The 18,259-nt window shown below is 70.6% G+C and carries 15 protein-coding genes; all 15 read left to right on the top strand.

What is annotated here, in order from left to right; genetic code table 11:
* The first annotated feature begins 18 nt into the window (after positions 1-18).
* The 15 genes from AES38_RS08475 to AES38_RS08405 all read left to right on the top strand — a co-directional run bounded on the left by AES38_RS08475 (position 19) and on the right by AES38_RS08405 (position 18,165).
* On the top strand, positions 19-477 hold the full coding sequence (locus AES38_RS08475) for a PTS mannitol transporter subunit IIA (RefSeq protein WP_053774602.1): 459 nt from the start codon (positions 19-21) through the stop codon (positions 475-477).
* Entirely contained in the window at positions 474-2,153 is a 1,680-nt protein-coding gene (locus AES38_RS08470; RefSeq protein WP_053774601.1) for a DUF885 domain-containing protein, read from the top strand. The genes AES38_RS08475 and AES38_RS08470 overlap by 4 nt, the downstream gene beginning before the upstream one ends.
* A 165-nt stretch (positions 2,154-2,318) precedes the next feature.
* On the top strand, positions 2,319-3,773 hold the full coding sequence (gene rpsA, locus AES38_RS08465; protein ID WP_053774600.1) for a 30S ribosomal protein S1: 1,455 nt from the start codon (positions 2,319-2,321) through the stop codon (positions 3,771-3,773).
* Between the two features lie 102 nt (positions 3,774-3,875).
* Entirely contained in the window at positions 3,876-4,490 is a 615-nt protein-coding gene (coaE, locus tag AES38_RS08460) for a dephospho-CoA kinase (protein WP_053774599.1), read from the top strand.
* 10 nt (positions 4,491-4,500) lie between these two features.
* Positions 4,501-6,567 (top strand): excinuclease ABC subunit UvrB, encoded by a 2,067-nt coding sequence (gene uvrB / locus AES38_RS08455; protein WP_053774598.1) that lies wholly within the window; start codon positions 4,501-4,503, stop codon positions 6,565-6,567.
* 70 nt (positions 6,568-6,637) lie between these two features.
* On the top strand, positions 6,638-9,559 hold the full coding sequence (uvrA, locus tag AES38_RS08450; protein ID WP_053774597.1) for an excinuclease ABC subunit UvrA: 2,922 nt from the start codon (positions 6,638-6,640) through the stop codon (positions 9,557-9,559).
* On the top strand, positions 9,559-11,487 hold the full coding sequence (gene uvrC, locus AES38_RS08445; RefSeq protein WP_053774596.1) for an excinuclease ABC subunit UvrC: 1,929 nt from the start codon (positions 9,559-9,561) through the stop codon (positions 11,485-11,487). Before uvrA ends, uvrC begins: the two co-directional genes overlap by 1 nt.
* Before the next feature lie 75 nt (positions 11,488-11,562).
* Complete coding sequence (rapZ, locus tag AES38_RS08440) at positions 11,563-12,438, top strand: RNase adapter RapZ (RefSeq protein WP_012038435.1); 876 nt, start codon at positions 11,563-11,565, stop codon at positions 12,436-12,438.
* 29 nt (positions 12,439-12,467) lie between these two features.
* Positions 12,468-13,448, top strand: a complete 981-nt coding sequence (whiA, locus tag AES38_RS08435; protein WP_053774595.1) for a DNA-binding protein WhiA — start codon at positions 12,468-12,470, stop codon at positions 13,446-13,448.
* 167 nt (positions 13,449-13,615) lie between these two features.
* Complete coding sequence (locus AES38_RS08430) at positions 13,616-14,242, top strand: superoxide dismutase (protein WP_012038433.1); 627 nt, start codon at positions 13,616-13,618, stop codon at positions 14,240-14,242.
* 126 nt (positions 14,243-14,368) lie between these two features.
* Positions 14,369-15,376, top strand: coding sequence for a type I glyceraldehyde-3-phosphate dehydrogenase (gap, locus tag AES38_RS08425; RefSeq protein WP_043669585.1), 1,008 nt, complete (start codon positions 14,369-14,371; stop codon positions 15,374-15,376).
* 6 nt (positions 15,377-15,382) lie between these two features.
* Positions 15,383-16,597 carry a phosphoglycerate kinase gene (locus AES38_RS08420; RefSeq protein ID WP_053774594.1) on the top strand — a complete coding sequence of 405 codons (1,215 nt, stop codon included), beginning with the start codon at positions 15,383-15,385 and terminating at the stop codon, positions 16,595-16,597.
* Positions 16,588-17,391 (top strand): triose-phosphate isomerase, encoded by an 804-nt coding sequence (tpiA, locus tag AES38_RS08415; RefSeq protein WP_053774593.1) that lies wholly within the window; start codon positions 16,588-16,590, stop codon positions 17,389-17,391. Before AES38_RS08420 ends, tpiA begins: the two co-directional genes overlap by 10 nt.
* 142 nt (positions 17,392-17,533) lie before the next feature.
* Positions 17,534-17,785 carry a preprotein translocase subunit SecG gene (secG, locus tag AES38_RS08410; RefSeq protein WP_012038429.1) on the top strand — a complete coding sequence of 84 codons (252 nt, stop codon included), beginning with the start codon at positions 17,534-17,536 and terminating at the stop codon, positions 17,783-17,785.
* 11 nt (positions 17,786-17,796) lie between these two features.
* Positions 17,797-18,165, top strand: a complete 369-nt coding sequence (locus AES38_RS08405; protein ID WP_053774592.1) for an RNA polymerase-binding protein RbpA — start codon at positions 17,797-17,799, stop codon at positions 18,163-18,165.
* The last annotated feature ends 94 nt before the right edge of the window (positions 18,166-18,259 follow it).

The following is an 18,259-nucleotide window of genomic DNA, read 5'->3' as shown; positions in this document are numbered from 1 at the left end:
CACGAGGAGCACCAGCGCATGACGAACGCACGACTCTCGGACCTCCTCGCGGACGGCTCCATCCGGCTCGACGCACGCGCGGACGACCGCGAGGACGCCATCCGGCAGGCGGGCGACGCGCTCGTCGCGTCCGGCGCGGTGCAGCCCGGCTACGTGGAGGCCATGGTCGAGCGCGAGCGCTCGGTGTCGACCTTCGTGGGCGAGGGCGTCGCCGTCCCGCACGGCACGCTCGCCGCGGGCCGCGACCTCGTGCGGGCCGACGCCATCAGCCTGCTGCGACTCCCGGACGGCGTCGACTGGGACGGGCACGAGGTGCGCATCGTCATCGGCATCGCGGCCACCGGGGGCGGCCACATCGCGCTGCTGTCGCGGCTCGCGGAGATCCTCCTCGACCCCGTGCGCGCCGAGCAGCTGCGCGGCGCCACCGATCCCGCGACCGTCCGCTCCCTCCTGGGAGCCGGTACGGTCGAGGGATGACGACGACGCCGAGGACCCCCCGCCCGCAGACGGACATCGACCGCATCGCCGAGGGGTGGATCGACACGTCGCTCGACCTGCACCCGGAGGAGCGCGTCTACCTCGGCCGCCCCGGCCGCGAGGGCGAGTACGGCGACACCTCGCCCGCCGGGCACGCGGCGCACGCGGAGGCCGCCCGCGCGGTGGTCCGCCAGCTCCAGGCGGCCACCCCGGTCGACGCCGTGGACGAGGTCACCCGCATGGACCTCGCGCGCGAGCTCGAGCTCGACGTGGAGATGCACGAGGCGGGCGTCCACCTCTCGGACCTCAACGTCATCGCATCCCCCGCCCAGGGCATCCGCGAGGTCTTCGACATCTCGCCCACGGCCACCGAGGGCGACTGGGAGCACCTGGCCACGCGCCTCGGCAACGTCGCCGGCGCGGTCGACGGCTACATCGAGACCCTCCGCGAGGGCGTCCGCCGCGGCCAGGTGCCCGCGAAGCGCCAGATCCGCGAGGTGCTCGGCCAGGTCGAGCGCCAGGCCGCCGCGGACGGCTTCTTCCGCTCCTTCGCGGAGGACGCGCGTCCCGCCGAGGGCGAGCTGCCCGCCTCCCTCCGCCAGGACCTCGGCGCCCGCGCCGAGGAGGCGCGCTCGGCCTACGCGCGGCTCGCGGAGTTCCTCGGCTCGGAGCTCGAGCCCGCCGGCCGCGACGCCGACGCCGTCGGCCGCGATCAGTACGCGCTCCGCTCCCGCTCGTTCCTCGGCGCCGAGGTCGACCTCGACGAGACGTACGAGTGGGGCGTCGGCGAGCTCGCCCGCATGGTCGAGGAGCAGGAGGCCATCGCCCGCGAGATCCTCCCGGGCGCCAGCGTGCTCGAGGCCATCGCGCACCTCGACGGCGACGCGTCCCGGAAGCTCCACGGCACCGACGCCCTCCGCGCGTGGATGCAGGAGACCAGCGACCGCGCGGTCGAGGAGCTCGGCCGAACGCACTTCGACATCCCCGAGGAGATCCGCGCGCTCGAGTGCATGATCGCCCCCACGCAGGAGGGCGGCATCTACTACTCCGGCCCCGCCGACGACTTCAGCCGCCCCGGCCGCATGTGGTGGTCGGTGCCCGAGGGCGTCACCGAGTTCGACACCTGGCGCGAGCTGACCACCGTGTACCACGAGGGCGTCCCGGGCCACCACCTGCAGATCGCGCAGGCCACCTACAACAAGGCGGAGCTCAACACGTGGCGCCGCTTCGCCGGCACGTCGGGCCACGCCGAGGGCTGGGCCCTGTACGCCGAGCGCCTGATGCAGGAGCTCGGCTACCTCGACGACCCGGCCGACCGCCTCGGCATGCTCGACGGCCAGCGCATGCGCGCCGCCCGCGTGGTGCTCGACATCGGCGTGCACCTCGGCAAGGTGCGCCCCGACGGCGATGGCGTCTGGGACGCCGACTTCGCGTTCGACTTCATGGGTCGCAACGTCAACATGGACCCGTCCTTCGTGCGCTTCGAGGTCAACCGCTACCTCGGCTGGCCCGGCCAGGCGCCCTCCTACAAGGTGGGGCAGCGGATCTGGGAGGACCTCCGCGACGAGACCCGCCGCCGGGAGGGCGACGCGTTCGACATCCGCGAGTTCCACCGCCGCGCCCTCGACATCGGGGGAGTGGGCCTCGACACCCTGCGCGCCGCGGTCCTCCGCTGAGCGCGGGCCGCGCCGGCCCGCGCGGCGCGGTTGTCCCGCCTCCCGGGCCGGGTCTAAGATCGACTGTCGCACTTCTGCGACGACCCATCCGTCCGCCGCTCGACCGGTACCCGCGCGGGTCCGCGCCAGCGGCCTTATTCATGCCCATCCTGGAGCACTAACTACATGACAATCGCAACGACCGACAAGGCGCCCAAGCAGGTCGCGATCAACGACATCGGATCTGCTGAGGACTTCCTCGCCGCGGTCGAGAAGACACTGAAGTTCTTCAACGACGGAGACCTCATCGAGGGCACCGTCGTGAAGATCGATCGGGACGAGGTCCTGATCGACGTCGGCTACAAGACCGAGGGCGTCATCCCCTCGCGTGAGCTGTCGATCAAGCACGACGTCGACCCCACGGAGGTCGTCAAGGTAGGCGACACCGTCGAGGCCCTCGTCCTCCAGAAGGAGGACAAGGAAGGCCGTCTGATCCTGTCCAAGAAGCGCGCGCAGTACGAGCGCGCGTGGGGTGACGTGGAGAAGATCAAGGAGTCCGACGGCGTCGTCACCGGCACCGTCATCGAGGTCGTCAAGGGCGGCCTCATCGTGGACATCGGCCTCCGCGGCTTCCTGCCGGCCTCGCTCATCGAGCTCCGCCGCGTCCGCGACCTCACGCCGTACCTCGGCCAGGAGATCGAGGCCAAGATCCTCGAGCTCGACAAGAACCGCAACAACGTGGTCCTGTCGCGCCGCGCACTGCTCGAGCAGACGCAGTCCGAGAGCCGCAGCACGTTCCTCAACAACCTCCAGAAGGGCCAGGTCCGCAAGGGCGTGGTCTCCTCGATCGTCAACTTCGGCGCGTTCGTGGACCTGGGCGGCGTCGACGGCCTCGTGCACGTCTCCGAGCTCAGCTGGAAGCACATCGAGCACGCCAGCGAGGTCGTCGAGGTGGGCCAGGAGGTGACCGTCGAGATCCTCGAGGTCGACCTGGACCGCGAGCGCGTCTCGCTGTCGCTCAAGGCGACGCAGGAGGACCCCTGGCAGGTCTTCGCCCGCACGCACGCCATCGGCCAGGTCGCGCCCGGCAAGGTCACCAAGCTGGTGCCGTTCGGTGCGTTCGTCCGCGTGGCCGAGGGCATCGAGGGCCTCGTGCACATCTCGGAGCTCTCCGGCAAGCACGTCGAGCTCGCGGAGCAGGTCGTGTCCGTCGGCGACGAGGTGTTCGTCAAGGTCATCGACATCGACCTCGAGCGTCGCCGCATCTCGCTGAGCCTCAAGCAGGCCAACGACGGCGTCGACCCCGAGGGCACCGAGTTCGACCCCGCCCTCTACGGCATGCTCACCGAGTACGACGACCAGGGGAACTACAAGTACCCCGAGGGCTTCGACCCGGAGACCAACGAGTGGAAGGAGGGCTTCGAGGCCCAGCGCGAGACCTGGGAGCAGCAGTACGCCGCCGCCCAGTCCCGTTGGGAGGCCCACAAGAAGCAGGTCGCGGCAGCAGCCGAGGCCGAGGCGGCCGACACGGGCATCACGTCCGCCGGCCCCGGCTTCACGAGCGACTCGACGGGCGCCGGCACGCTGGCGGACGACGAGAGCCTCGCCGCCCTGCGCGAGAAGCTGTCCAGCTCGAAGTAGTCCCACCCGCACCACGACGAGGCCGCTCTCCCTTCGGGGAGGGCGGCCTCCGTCGTGTCCGGGCCGGTCGGTCCGCCGGCGCCCCGCGCCTAGGCTGGATCCATGCGCGTGATCGGACTGACGGGCGGCATCGCCGCGGGCAAGACGGTGGTGGCCGACCGGCTGGCGGAGCTCGGGGCGGTGCGCATCGACGCCGACCGGCTCGCCCGCGAGGTCGTGGAGCCGGGGACGCCGGCGCTGTCGGAGATCGCGCGGCGCTTCGGCACGGGCGTCATGCAGGCGGACGGCTCCCTCGACCGCGCGGCCCTCGGCGCCGTGGTGTTCCAGGACCCGGACGCGCGCCGGGACCTCGAGGCCATCACGCACCCCGCGGTCCGCGCGCTCTCCGCCCGTCGCATGGCCGAGGCGGGGGAGGCGGATCCCGACGCGGTCGTCGTCTACGACATCCCGCTCCTGGTGGAGTCCGGCCGCGTCGACGAGTTCGACCGGATCGTCGTGGTGCACGCGCCGCGCGAGGCCCGGATCCGCCGGCTCGTCGAGCTGCGCGGCATGCCGGTCGAGGAGGCCGAGCGGCGCATCGCGTCGCAGGCGTCCGACGAGGACCGGCTCGCCGTGGCCGATGACGTCATCGACTCCGGCGTCTCGCTGGGCTCGACGCTCGCGCAGACGGATCGGCTCTGGGCGAACCTGTCCGGCGGTGTCGGAGGCCGCTCGTAGACTCGGGAGCATGCAGCCCACCCGGTCCGTGCGCCCCTTCAAGGTCGTCAGCGAGTACTCCCCGAGCGGCGACCAGCCCACGGCCATCGCCGAGCTGGCGGGCCGGGTCAACGCCGGCGAACCCGACGTGGTGCTGCTCGGCGCCACAGGCACCGGCAAGTCCGCCACCGCGGCCTGGCTCATCGAGAAGGTCCAGCGGCCGACGCTGATCCTCGCGCACAACAAGACCCTGGCCGCGCAGCTCGCCACGGAGTTCCGCGAGCTCATGCCGGAGAACGCGGTCGAGTACTTCGTCTCGTACTACGACTACTACCAGCCCGAGGCGTACGTCCCGCAGACGGACACCTTCATCGAGAAGGACTCCTCGGTCAACGCCGAGGTCGAGCGCCTGCGCCACTCCACCACCAACTCGCTCCTCAGCCGCCGCGACGTCGTCGTGGTGAGCACGGTGTCCTGCATCTACGGCCTCGGCCAGCCGGAGCAGTACATGAACGCGATGGTGGCGCTGCAGGTGGGCATGCAGATCAACCGCGACACCCTCATCCGCAAGTTCGTCTCCATGCAGTACCAGCGCAACGACGTCGACTTCTCGCGCGGCAACTTCCGCGTGCGCGGCGACACCATCGAGATCATCCCGATGTACGAGGAGCTGGCCATCCGCATCGAGATGTTCGGCGACGAGATCGAGGCGCTCTACACGCTGCACCCGCTCACGGGCGACGTCGTGAGGAAGATGGACTCCGTGTCCGTCTTCCCGGGCTCGCACTACGTGGCCGAGACCGAGGTCATGCAGCGCGCCATCGGCACCATCCAGCAGGAGCTCGAGGAGCGGCTCGCCGTGCTCGAGCGGGAGGGCAAGCTGCTCGAGGCCCAGCGCCTGCGCATGCGCACCAACTTCGACATCGAGATGATGCAGCAGATCGGCTTCTGCTCCGGCATCGAGAACTACTCCCGGCACATCGACGGGCGCGACGCGGGGGAGGCCCCGCACTGCCTCCTCGACTACTTCCCCGACGACTTCCTCGTCATCATCGACGAGTCGCACGTCACCGTGCCGCAGATCGGCGCCATGTTCGAGGGCGACTCGTCGCGCAAGCGCACGCTCGTGGAGCACGGCTTCCGGCTGCCGAGCGCGCTGGACAACCGACCGCTGAAGTGGAACGAGTTCACCGAGCGCGTCGGCCAGACCGTCTACATGTCGGCGACGCCGGGCAAGTACGAGCTCGGCATGGGCGACGGCGTGGTGGAGCAGATCATCCGCCCCACGGGCCTCGTCGACCCGGCCATCGTCGTGAAGCCCACGAAGGGCCAGATCGACGACCTGCTCGAGCAGATCCGCATCCGGGTGGAGAAGGACGAGCGCATCCTCGTCACCACGCTCACGAAGAAGATGGCCGAGGAGCTCACGGACTACTTCGCCGAGGCGGGCGTGCGCGTGCGCTACCTGCACTCGGACGTCGACACGCTGCGCCGCGTCGAGCTGCTCAGCGAGCTACGCGCCGGCATCTACGACGTGCTCGTCGGCATCAACCTGCTGCGCGAGGGCCTCGACCTGCCCGAGGTCTCGCTCGTCGCGATCCTCGACGCCGATAAGGAGGGCTTCCTCCGCTCGTCGACCTCGCTCATCCAGACCATCGGACGCGCCGCGCGCAACGTCTCCGGCGAGGTGCACATGTACGCCGACGTGCTCACGGACAGCATGGCGCGCGCCATCGAGGAGACCGACCGGCGTCGCGAGAAGCAGGTGGCGTACAACCTGGAGCACGGCATCGACCCCACGCCGCTGCGGAAGCGCATCGCGGACATCACGGAGATCCTGGCCCGGGAGGGCGAGGACACGAAGAAGATGCTCGAGGGGCGCGGCGGCGGCAAGCGCTCGCCCACGCCGAACCTGCGGCGCGAGGGCAAGGCGGCGGCCGGGGCGAACGAGCTGGAGACGATCATCTCCGACCTCAACGACCAGATGCTGCAGGCCGCGGGCGAGCTCAAGTTCGAGCTGGCCGCGCGCCTCCGCGACGAGCTGGGCGACCTCAAGCGGGAGCTGCGGCAGATGGAGAAGGCCGGCCACCTGTCCTGACGCCCACCGCCGACGGCGGGAGGGGCGCCCTCCCGTCGGCGGTGTCGGTGGCGACGCATACGATGGACGGGTGTCAATCTCCCCCGTCGAGTCCTCCTCCCTCCTCAGCGTCCGCGGTGCTCGCGTCCACAACCTCCGCGACGTCGACCTCGACATCCCGCGCGACTCGCTCGTCGTCTTCACGGGCCTGTCGGGCTCCGGCAAGTCGTCCCTCGCGTTCGACACGATCTTCGCGGAGGGCCAGCGCCGCTACGTCGAGTCGCTGTCCGCGTACGCGCGCCAGTTCCTCGGCCAGGTCGACCGGCCGGACGTCGACTTCATCGAGGGCCTGAGCCCCGCGGTCTCCATCGACCAGAAGTCCACGAACCGCAACCCGCGCTCCACCGTCGGCACCATCACCGAGATCTTCGACTACATGCGCCTGCTCTGGGCGCGCATCGGCGTCGCCCACTGCCCCGTCTGCGGGGAGCGCATCTCGCGCCAGACCGTGCAGCAGATCGCCGACCAGCTCATGGAGCTGGAGCCGGGCACGCGGTACCAGGTGGTCAGCCCCATCGTGTCGCAGAAGAAGGGCGAGTTCGTCGACCTGTTCGCGGAGCTCGCGTCCGGCGGCTACTCGCGCGCGATCGTCGACGGCGAGCTCATCCAGCTCAGCTCGCCCCCCAAGCTGAAGAAGCAGTACAAGCACGACATCTCGGTCGTGGTCGACCGCCTCGTCGCGAACGACGACATCCTCGGCCGCCTCACCGACTCGCTCGAGACGGCGCTCCGCCTCACCGACGGCATCGTCATGATCGACTTCGTCGACGTCGAGGGTCCCGGGGGCCTGCGCACGTACTCCGAGAAGCTGTCGTGCCCGAACAACCACCCCATCCAGCTCACCGAGATCGAGCCGCGCACCTTCTCCTTCAACGCGCCCTTCGGCGCCTGCCCCGAGTGCTCCGGCCTCGGCACGCGCATGTCGGTGGACCAGGAGCTCCTCATCGGCGACGAGTCGCTCAGCATCGCGGACGGCGTCATCCTGCCGTGGACCACGCAGGGCAAGGGCCTGTTCCAGTACTACGAGAAGCTGCTCGCCGGCCTCGCCCGCGACCTCAAGTTCTCGCTCACCACGCCCTGGCGGAAGCTCTCCGAGGAGGTCCGCGAGGCGGTCCTCCGCGGCAACGACTTCGAGGTCCAGGTCAAGTGGAAGAACCGCTACGGCCGCGAGATGACCTACTCGTCGGGCTTCGAGGGCGTCATGCCCTACATCGAGCGCCAGTTCGCGCAGGCCGAGACCGACAACCAGCGCGCGCGCTGGGGCGAGTACCTCCGCGAGATCCCCTGCCCGGTGTGCGACGGCAAGCGGCTGAAGCCCGAGGTGCTCGCGGTGCTGGTGCACGGCGCGAACATCGCGGACGTCGCCGAGATGAGCCTGTCCGACGCGCAGGCGTTCATGGCCCAGCTCGAGCTCACCGACCGCGAGGCGCACATCGCCGCCCAGGTCCTCCGCGAGATCCGGGTGCGGCTCGACTTCCTCATCGAGGTCGGCCTCAACTACCTCAACCTCGCGCGCGCGGCCGCCTCCCTCTCGGGTGGCGAGGCGCAGCGCATCCGCCTGGCCACGCAGATCGGGTCGGGCCTCACGGGCGTGCTCTACGTGCTCGACGAGCCCAGCATCGGCCTGCACCAGCGTGACAACCGCCGCCTCATCGAGACGCTCGTGAAGCTGCGCGACCTCGGCAACACGCTCATCGTCGTCGAGCACGACGAGGACACCATCCGCACCGCCGACTGGATCGTCGACATCGGACCGGGCGCGGGCGTCAACGGCGGCAAGGTCGTCCACTCCGGCTCCTACGAGGGCCTCATCGAGAACCGCGAGTCGCTCACGGGCGACTACCTCGCGGGCCGCCGCGCCATCGCGACGCCGGCCAAGCGCCGCAAGATCGACAAGAAGAGGCAGATCCAGGTGGTGGGCGCGCGCGCCAACAACCTGCAGAACGTCACGGCGGCGTTCCCGCTCGGCACGCTCACGGCGGTCACGGGCGTGAGCGGATCCGGCAAGTCGTCGCTCGTGAACGACATCCTGTACCGGGTGCTCGCCAACGAGCTCAACGGCGCCCGCAAGGTGCCGGGCAAGCACGCCCGCGTCACGGGCCTCGAGAACCTCGACAAGGTCGTCCACGTCGACCAGAACCCCATCGGCCGCACCCCGCGCTCGAACCCGGCCACCTACACGGGCGTCTTCGACCGGATCCGCACCCTCTTCGCCGAGACCACGGAGGCCAAGGCGCGCGGCTACCTCCCGGGCCGCTTCAGCTTCAACGTCAAGGGCGGGCGCTGCGAGGCGTGCTCGGGCGACGGCACCATCAAGATCGAGATGAACTTCCTGCCCGACGTGTACGTGGCCTGCGAGGTCTGCGGGGGAGCGCGCTACAACCGCGACACCCTGAGCGTCCACTACAAGGGCAAGAGCATCGCCGAGGTGCTCGACATGTCCATCAGCGAGGCGGCCGAGTTCTTCGAGCCCATCCAGGCCATCCACCGCTTCATGAAGACGCTGGTGGATGTCGGCCTCGGCTACGTGCGGCTCGGCCAGAGCGCCACCACGCTCTCCGGCGGCGAGGCGCAGCGCGTCAAGCTCTCCACCGAGCTGCAGCGCCGGTCGAACGGGCGCAGCATCTACGTGCTCGACGAGCCGACCACGGGCCTCCACTTCGAGGACGTGCGGAAGCTCCTCCTCGTGCTCAACGGGCTGGTCGACAAGGGCAACACCGTCATCGTCATCGAGCACAACCTCGACGTCATCAAGTCCGCCGACTGGCTCATCGACATGGGTCCGGAGGGCGGCGCGGGCGGCGGCACGGTCCTCGCCACCGGCACCCCCGAGCACCTGGCCACCGTGCCGGAGAGCTACACGGGCGGCTTCCTCCGCGAGGTGTTCGACGCCGAGGCCGAGTCGGCCGCGATCGCGTCGCAGCGTGCGCGCGAGGAGCGCGCGGCCGGCTGATGGCGCGCACCGACACCGTCGGCTACCGCCCGGCGGCGGGGGAGATCCCCACGTCGCCCGGCGTGTACCGCTTCCGCGACACCGCGGACCGCGTGCTCTACGTGGGCAAGGCCAACAACCTCCGTGCCCGGCTCGCGAACTACTTCGCTCCGCTCGAGAGCCTGCACGAGCGCACCCGCCGCATGGTCACGTCCGCGGCCGGCGTCGAGTGGACCGTGGTCGGCAGCGAGTTCGAGGCCCTCCAGCTCGAGTTCACCTGGATCAAGGAGTTCGACCCGCCCTTCAACGTCAAGTTCCGGGACGACAAGTCGTACCCGTACCTGGCGGTCACCCTGGGGGAGGACTACCCGCGGGTGATGGTCACCCGCAACCGCAAGATCCGCGGGGCCAAGTACTTCGGGCCCTACACGAAGGTCTGGGCCATCCGCGAGACGGTCGACCACCTGCTCAAGGTCTTCCCCATGCGGTCGTGCTCGGAGAGCACCTTCAAGCGCGCGCGGCAGACGAACCGGCCGTGCCTCCTCGGCGACATCGGCCGCTGCGCCGCCCCATGCGTCGGCCGCGTCTCGGAGGAGGAGCACCGGGAGATCGCCGACGACTTCGTGAGCTTCATGGCGGGCAACGACTCGAAGTACGTGGGCCAGCTCACGCAGCGGATGAAGGACGCCGCGGCCGAGATGGACTACGAGTCCGCGGCCCGGCACCGCGACGACATCGGCGCGCTCGAGGCCGCGCTCTCGAAGACCGCGGTGGTGTTCGACGACCGGGTGGACGCGGACGTCTTCGGCATCGCCGCCGACGAGCTGGCCGCCGCCGTGCAGCAGTTCATGGTCCGCGGCGGGCGCATCCGCGGCACGCGCACCTGGGTCGTCGACAAGGAGCTCGACATCGGCATCGGCGAGCTCGTCGAGACCGTGCTGCACAACGCGTACGAGGACGAGGCGCACCCGCCGCGCGAGGTCCTCGTCCCCGAGCTGCCGGCGGACGCCGCCGAGCTCGAGCTCTGGCTCAGCCAGCGTCGGGCGGCGGGGGAGGACGACGGCACGGTGCGCCGCGGCCGTCCGAGCTCCTGGCAGGTCGACCTGCGGGTCGCCCAGCGCGGCGACAAGGCCGCGCTCGCCCAGACCGCCGCCACCAACGCGCAGAACGCGCTGATGCTCTACAAGACGCGCCGCAGCTCCGACTTCACCACGCGGTCGAAGGCCCTCGCCGACATCCAGGAGGCGCTCGGCATGCCCGACGCCCCGCTGCGGATGGAGTGCTACGACGTCTCGCACCTGAGCGGCACGAACATCGTCGCGTCCATGGTCGTCTTCGAGGACGGCCTGCCGCGCAAGGACCAGTACCGCCGCTTCAACATCGCCGACTCCACGGACGACACCGAGTCGATCCACCAGGTCATCACGCGCCGCCTCGCCTACCTCGGCAAGGAGGCGGAGGTGCCCGCCGACGCCGCGCCGCCGGAGCTCGGCGAGGCGCCGCCCGTCAACAAGTTCTCCTACAGCCCGAACCTCCTCATCGTCGACGGCGGCCAGCCGCAGGTGGCGGCCGCCCAGCGGGCGCTCGAGGAGTCGGGCGTCACGGGGATCCAGCTGGCGGGCATCGCCAAGCGCCTCGAGGAGATCTGGCTGCCGGACTCCGACTACCCGATCATCCTGCCGCGCAACAGCGACGCCCTCTTCCTCATCCAGCGCATCCGGGACGAGGCGCACCGCTTCGCCATCACGCACCAGCGCGCCCGGCGCAAGCGCGACATCACGTCGGTCCTCAACGAGATCCCCGGGCTCGGCCCGTCGCGCGTGCAGCGGCTGCTCCAGCAGTTCGGATCCGTCGCGAAGCTCAAGCAGGCCGAGGTGGAGGAGATCGCGGCGGTGCGCACGATCGGGCCGACGCTCGCCCAGGCCGTCTACGAGCGCCTCCGCTCGTGAACCCGGCCCGGCCCGCTGTCGCGGGTCGCGCCTAGACTGGATCCACCGACAGCGCGACGAGAGGTGCATGCCCGCATGAGCGTGGAGATCCCCCAGCAGGACGTCATGATCGTGACGGGGATGTCCGGCGCGGGCCGCTCCACCGTCGGGAACGCGCTGGAGGACCTCGGCTGGTACGTCGTCGACAACCTCCCGCCGCAGATGCTCAAGCCGCTCGTCGAGCTCGCGGGTCGAGCCGGCACCTCGCTGCCGAAGATCGCCGCGGTGGTCGACGTCCGGGGCGGCGACTTCTTCTCGGAGCTGCGCGACATCCTGCAGACCTTCGGCACGGGTCCGCGCCTCCGCGTCCTCTTCCTCGAGGCGACCGACGCGGCGCTCGTCCGGCGCTTCGAGCAGGTGCGACGCCCGCACCCGCTGCAGGGCAACGGCACGCTGCTCGACGGCATCGCGGCCGAGCGCGCGCGCATGATCGAGATCCGCGAGGCGAGCGACCTCGTCATCGACACCTCCGAGCTCAACATCCACCAGCTCGCCACGACCATCACCGAGCAGTTCAGCGGCGCCGACGACGCCGGCGTCCGCGTCACCGTCATGAGCTTCGGCTTCAAGTACGGCACCCCCGCGGACGCCGACATGGTGGCGGACATGCGCTTCCTCCCGAACCCGTTCTGGACCCCGGAGCTGCGCCCGCTCACCGGTCGGGACAAGGCCGTGAGCGACTACGTGCTGGGCCAGGAGGGCGCCGAGGAGTTCGTCCACGCGTACGCCCGCGCGCTCGCCCCGGTGCTCGCGGGCTATCAGCGGGAGAACAAGAGACACGCTACGATCGCTATCGGCTGTACCGGCGGCAAGCACCGCTCGGTGGCCGTCTCCGAGGAGCTCTCCAGCCTCCTCCGCGCCCTTCCCGGCGTCGCTGTCAGCACCAAGCACCGCGACCTCGGCCGGGAGTAGGGCACCCATCTCATCAAGGGAGTAAGCATTTGCCTCTGACCTCGGACGTCAAGGAAGAACTGTCACGCGTCGAGGTCAGCAAGACCACGGTGAGGGCCGCCGAGCTGGCCACCATCCTGCGCTTCTCCGGCGGGCTCCACCTCATCTCGAACCGCATCGCGGTCGAGTCCGAGCTCGACACGCCGCTCCTCGCCCGTCGCGTCCGCAAGGACCTCGCCGAGCTCTACGGCGTCCGCAGCGACATCTCCGTCATCCCGGCGTCCGGCATGCGCCGGGCCACCCACTACCTGGTGCGCGTGATGGAGGGCGGCGAGACCCTGGCCCGCCAGACGGGCCTGCTGGACGCACGTCGCCGCCCCATCCGCGGGCTGCCCAACCGGCTCACCACGGGCTCCCGCGAGGAGATCGCCGCCGTCTGGCGCGGTGCGTTCCTGGCCGCCGGTACGCTGACGGATCCCGGTCGCTCGGCCGCGCTCGAGGTCACGTGCCCCGGCAACGAGGCCGCCATGGCGCTCGTCGGCGCCGCGGGACGCCTCGACATCAGCGCCAAGGCGCGCGAGGTGCGGGGCGTCCACCGCGTCGTCATCCGCGACGGCGACGCCATCGGGCAGATGCTGCGGGTCATGGGCGCGCAGGGGACCGTCGTCAACTGGGAGGAGATGCGCCAGCGCCGCGAGGTGCGCGCCACCGCCAACCGCCTCGTCAACTTCGACGACGCGAACCTCCGCCGCTCCGCCCAGGCCGCGGTCGCGGCGTGCGCGCGCGTCGAGCGGGCCATGGAGATCCTCGGCCCGGACATCCCGGAGCACCTCAAGTACGCGGGCGACCTGCGCCTGCGCTTCCGCGACTCCAGCCTCGACGAGCTGGGCCACCACGCCGACCCGCCCATGACCAAGGACGCGGTCGCGGGGCGCATCCGCCGTCTGCTCGCCATGGCCGACAAGAAGGCCGTCGACGAGGGCCTGCCCGGCACCGACGCGAACCTCCCGGCCGACCTCGACGACGTCTGATCCGCGGGTCCGCCCCGCCCTCGGGCCCGCGCGGCGACGCGTCGATCCGGTCGACGTCGGGCGTCATCCGGCCAGGTGGCGCGGAGGGCCGCCGGACTAGACTCGATCCGTCACCCACCCCCGGCCTGTGGCCGGGAGCCCCCGGGCAATGAAGAGGAGATACACCTATGGCTGACTACACTCTCGTCGACCTCCCGTACGACTACTCGGCCCTCGAGCCGAGCATCAGCGGCCGCATCATGGAGCTGCACCACGACAAGCACCACAAGACCTACGTCGACGGTGCGAACACCGCCCTCGTCAAGCTGCAGGAGGCGCGCGACGCCGGCGACCTGACCTTCGTCAACAAGCTGCAGAAGGACCTCGCGTTCAACCTCGCGGGCCATGTGAACCACACGGTGTTCTGGAACAACCTCAGCCCGGACGGCGGCGACAAGCCGACCGGCGAGCTGGCCGCGGCCATCGACGAGTTCTTCGGCTCGTACGACAAGTTCCAGGCGCACTTCACCGCGTCCGCCCTCGGCATCCAGGGCTCCGGCTGGAGCATCCTCGCGTGGGACTCGCTCGGCCAGAAGCTCATCATCGAGCAGCTGTACGACCACCAGGGCAACCTCGCCGCGGCGACCGTCCCGATCCTGCTGCTCGACATGTGGGAGCACGCGTTCTACCTCGACTACGTAAACGTCAAGGCCGACTACGTCAAGGCGTTCTGGAACATCGTGAACTGGGCCGACGTCCAGGCGCGCTTCGACGCCGCGCGCACGAAGACGCAGGGCCTCTTCCTCCTCTCGTAGCCGCTTCCGCGGGCGGCCGGCGGGGAGACCCCGGCCGCGCGCGGATCCGCACGCCCGGCTCCCCGAAGACCCCGCCCTCCACCACCCACCCGCCGCCCCCGAGCGCGCAGAACATCAGGAGAACACGTGACCGTCAAGATCGGCATCAACGGCTTCGGCCGCATCGGCCGCAACTACTTCCGCGCCGCGCTCGCCAAGGGCAGCGACATCGAGATCGTCGCGGTGAACGACCTCACCGACAACAAGGCGCTCGCGCACCTGCTCAAGTACGACTCCATCACGGGCCGCCTCGACGCCACCGTCGAGCTCGACGGCGACAACATCGTCGTCAACGGCAAGGCCATCCGCGTCCTCGAGGAGCGCGACCCCGCGAACCTCCCCTGGGGCGAGCTGGGCGTCGAGATCGTCATCGAGTCCACCGGCCGCTTCACCAAGGCGGAGGACGCGCGCAAGCACATCACGGCCGGGGCGAAGAAGGTCCTCGTCTCCGCGCCCGCCACGGGCGACAACGTCGCGACCCTGGTCCTCGGCGTCAACGAGGGCACCTACGACCCCGCCACGCACGACGTGATCTCGAACGCGTCCTGCACCACGAACTGCCTCGCGCCCCTCGCCAAGGTCTTCCTCGACGAGTTCGGCATCGAGCGCGGCCTCATGACGACGGTCCACGCGTACACGGCCGACCAGAACCTGCAGGACGGCCCGCACAGCGACCTCCGCCGCGCCCGTGCCGCCGCGGTCAACATCATCCCCACGTCGACCGGTGCCGCCAAGGCGCTCGGCCTCGTGATCCCGGAGCTCGTCGGCAAGCTCGACGGCTACGCGCTCCGCGTGCCCGTGCCCACCGGCTCGATCACCGACCTCACCATCGAGACCACGGCGAACGTCACGGTCGAGCAGGTCAACGCCGCGTACAAGGCCGCCGCCGAGGGCCCCCTCAAGGGCATCCTCAAGTACACCGAGGACCCCATCGTCTCGAGCGACATCGTCAACGACCCGCACTCCTCGATCTTCGACGCCGGCCTCACCAAGGTCATCGGCTCGCAGGTCAAGGTCGCGTCGTGGTACGACAACGAGTGGGGCTACTCCAACCGCCTCGTCGACCTCACCGAGTACGTCGCCGATCGCCTGTAACCGGCCGTGGCACTCCGCACCATCGACTCCCTGGGGGAGCTGCGGGGCCGCCGCGTCATCGTGCGCTGCGACCTCAACGTCCCTCTGAAGGACGGCGTGATCGGCGACGACGGGCGCATCCGCGCCTCGCTGGGGACCCTCTCGGGTCTCCGCGAGGCCGGTGCACGCGTCGTCGTCATCTCGCACCTCGGCCGCCCCGACGGCACCCCGGATGAGAAGTACAGCCTGCGCCCCGTCGCGGCCCGCCTCGGCGAGCTGCTCGGCGCCGAGGTCGCGTTCGCGACGGACACGGTCGGCGACTCCGCTCGCGCGGCCGTCGAGGCGCTCGGTGACGGCGACGTCCTCGTGCTCGAGAACCTCCGCTTCCACGCGGAGGAGACGAGCAAGGACGAGGCCGTCCGCCGCGGCTTCGCGGAGTCGATCGCCGAGCTGGGGGACGCGTTCGTGTCCGACGGCTTCGGCGTCGTCCACCGCAAGCAGGCCAGCGTGTTCGAGCTCGCGTCGGCGCTCCCCAGCGCCGCCGGCTCGCTCATCGCGAGCGAGCTCGAGGTCCTCGACCGCCTGACGGAGAACCCGGAGCGGCCGTACACGGTCGTGCTCGGCGGATCCAAGGTGTCGGACAAGCTCGGCGTCATCGGCCACCTGCTGCCGCGCGTCGACTCGCTGCTCATCGGCGGCGGGATGCTCTTCACGTTCCTGAAGGCGCAGGGCCACCCGGTCGGATCCAGCCTCCTCGAGGAGGACCAGGTCGAGACCGTCAAGGGCTACCTGGCCGAGGCCGAGGAGCGCGGCGTCAAGATCGTGCTGCCCACCGACGTGGTCGTCGCCGACGGGTTCTCCGCCGACGCCGCCCACGAGGTCACGCGCGCCGACGCCATCGAGGAGACGCCCGCGGGCGCGAAGGGGCTCGGGCTCGACATCGGCCCCGAGACCGCCGACGCGTTCGCGACCATCATCCGCGGATCGACGACGGTGTTCTGGAACGGCCCCATGGGCGTCTTCGAGCTGGAGCCGTTCGCGGCGGGCACGAGGACGGTCGCCGACGCGCTCACGCGCGTCGAGGGCCTGTCCGTCGTCGGCGGCGGCGACAGCGCGGCGGCCGTCCGCGCGCTCGGATTCGATGATGACCGCTTCGGTCACATCTCGACCGGAGGCGGCGCGAGCCTCGAGTTCCTCGAGGGGAAGCGCCTGCCGGGACTGGAGGTCCTCGGATGGCAGTGACCGATCGCCCGAAGGGGCGCACCCCGCTCATCGCGGGCAACTGGAAGATGAACCTGGACCACCTCCAGGCCATCGCCTTCGTCCAGAAGCTCGCGTGGAGCCTGAAGGACGCCAAGCACGACTACCAGGAGGCGGAGGTCGCGGTGTTCCCGCCGGCCACCGACATCCGCAGCGTGCAGACGCTGGTCTCGGCCGACAAGCTCGAGCTGGCCTACGGCGCGCAGGACGTCTCCGAGCACGAGTCCGGGGCGTACACGGGGGAGATCTCCGCGGCGTTCCTGGCCCAGCTCGCCTGCCGTTACGTCATCGTCGGCCACTCCGAGCGGCGCACGCTGCACGGCGAGACCGACGAGCAGGTGGCCGCCAAGTCGGCGGCCGCCGTGAAGCACGGCATCGTCCCCGTGATCTGCGTGGGCGAGACCGCGGCCGACCTCGAGGAGCACGGCGCGAGCGCCGTCCCCGTGGCGCAGCTGCGCGTCGCGCTGCAGGGGCTCCCGAAGGGCGCCGACATCGTCGTCGCCTACGAGCCCGTGTGGGCCATCGGATCCGGCCAGGCCGCGACGCCCGAGCAGGCCCAGCAGGTGGCGGCGCCGTTGCGCGCCGTCGTCGCCGAGCTGCTCGGCGACGAGGCCGCCACGGCGACCCGCATCCTCTACGGCGGCTCGGTCAAGTCGGGCAACATCGCGGGGTTCCTCCGCGAGCCCGACGTCGACGGCGCCCTCGTCGGCGGTGCCAGCCTCGACGTGCAGGAGTTCTCCGCGATCGCGCGGTTCCGCTCCCACGTCGGCGTCTGATCCGCACCACGACCTCGAGCCGCTCGCGCCCCACCGGGCGCGGGCGGCTCGCCGCATCCAGCTGCCCGCTATAATCGACAACGGCCCATCGGCCGTTCACCGGTCGTCTCGGCCACAGCACCGCGCACCCGAAAGGCCGCACGTGGAAATCCTCCAGGTAGTCCTGCAGGTGGTTCTGGGAATCACCAGCCTCCTGCTGACCATGCTCATCCTCCTGCACAAGGGGCGGGGCGGCGGTCTGTCCGACATGTTCGGGGGCGGCACGACGTCGAGCCTCGGCTCCTCGGGCGTGGCCGAGCGGAACCTGAACCGCATCACCGTCATCCTCGGCCTCGTCTGGGTCACGTGCATCGTGGTCCTCGGGCTGATCACCAAGTTCGACACCGGATTGTAGGGAGCAGCCACATGGCATCAGGAGGAAGCGCCATCCGCGGTTCGCGCGTCGGCGCGGGCCCCATGGGCGAGCAGGACCGCGGCTTCCACGCGGAGCGCATCTCGATCTCGTACTGGGACGCCCTCGGCAACGAGACCGTCCGCCACTTCGCGGCGAACCTGCCCGAGGAGGAGATCCCCGAGACCATCGACTCCCCGCAGTCGGGTCTCCCGGCCGGGCGCGACAAGGCCAACCCGCCGTCGGTCGCCAAGCTCGAGCCGTACAAGACGCACCTCGCGTACGTGAAGGAGCGCCGCAGCGAGGAGGAGGCGAGCCAGCTCCTCGAGGAGGCGCTGGAGCAGCTCCGCGCCCGCCGCGGCACCGTGAAGGCCACGAAGTAGCCTCGTCCGCACCACGTCGAACGCCCCCGTCCACGAGGACGGGGGCGTTCTGCGTCCGGGCGGTGGTCCTCCCGGACATGCGACGACGGGCGGA

This window comes from Clavibacter capsici (genome assembly GCF_001280205.1).
Taxonomy (GTDB): domain Bacteria; phylum Actinomycetota; class Actinomycetes; order Actinomycetales; family Microbacteriaceae; genus Clavibacter; species Clavibacter capsici.
Note: the sequence above shows the minus strand (reverse complement) of the source record. Positions and strands in the feature narration are given on the sequence as shown.

Bases quoted from the DNA above. Each gene is read 5' to 3' on its own strand.
- AES38_RS08475 (WP_053774602.1), top strand. From the start codon at position 19: ATGACGAACGCACGACTCTCGGACCTCCTCGCGGACGGCTCCATCCGG.
- AES38_RS08470 (WP_053774601.1), top strand. From the start codon at position 474: ATGACGACGACGCCGAGGACCCCCCGCCCGCAGACGGACATCGACCGC.
- rpsA (WP_053774600.1), top strand. From the start codon at position 2,319: ATGACAATCGCAACGACCGACAAGGCGCCCAAGCAGGTCGCGATCAAC.
- coaE (WP_053774599.1), top strand. From the start codon at position 3,876: ATGCGCGTGATCGGACTGACGGGCGGCATCGCCGCGGGCAAGACGGTG.
- uvrB (WP_053774598.1), top strand. From the start codon at position 4,501: ATGCAGCCCACCCGGTCCGTGCGCCCCTTCAAGGTCGTCAGCGAGTAC.
- uvrC (WP_053774596.1), top strand. From the start codon at position 9,559: ATGGCGCGCACCGACACCGTCGGCTACCGCCCGGCGGCGGGGGAGATC.
- rapZ (WP_012038435.1), top strand. From the start codon at position 11,563: ATGAGCGTGGAGATCCCCCAGCAGGACGTCATGATCGTGACGGGGATG.
- AES38_RS08430 (WP_012038433.1), top strand. From the start codon at position 13,616: ATGGCTGACTACACTCTCGTCGACCTCCCGTACGACTACTCGGCCCTC.
- tpiA (WP_053774593.1), top strand. From the start codon at position 16,588: ATGGCAGTGACCGATCGCCCGAAGGGGCGCACCCCGCTCATCGCGGGC.
- AES38_RS08405 (WP_053774592.1), top strand. From the start codon at position 17,797: ATGGCATCAGGAGGAAGCGCCATCCGCGGTTCGCGCGTCGGCGCGGGC.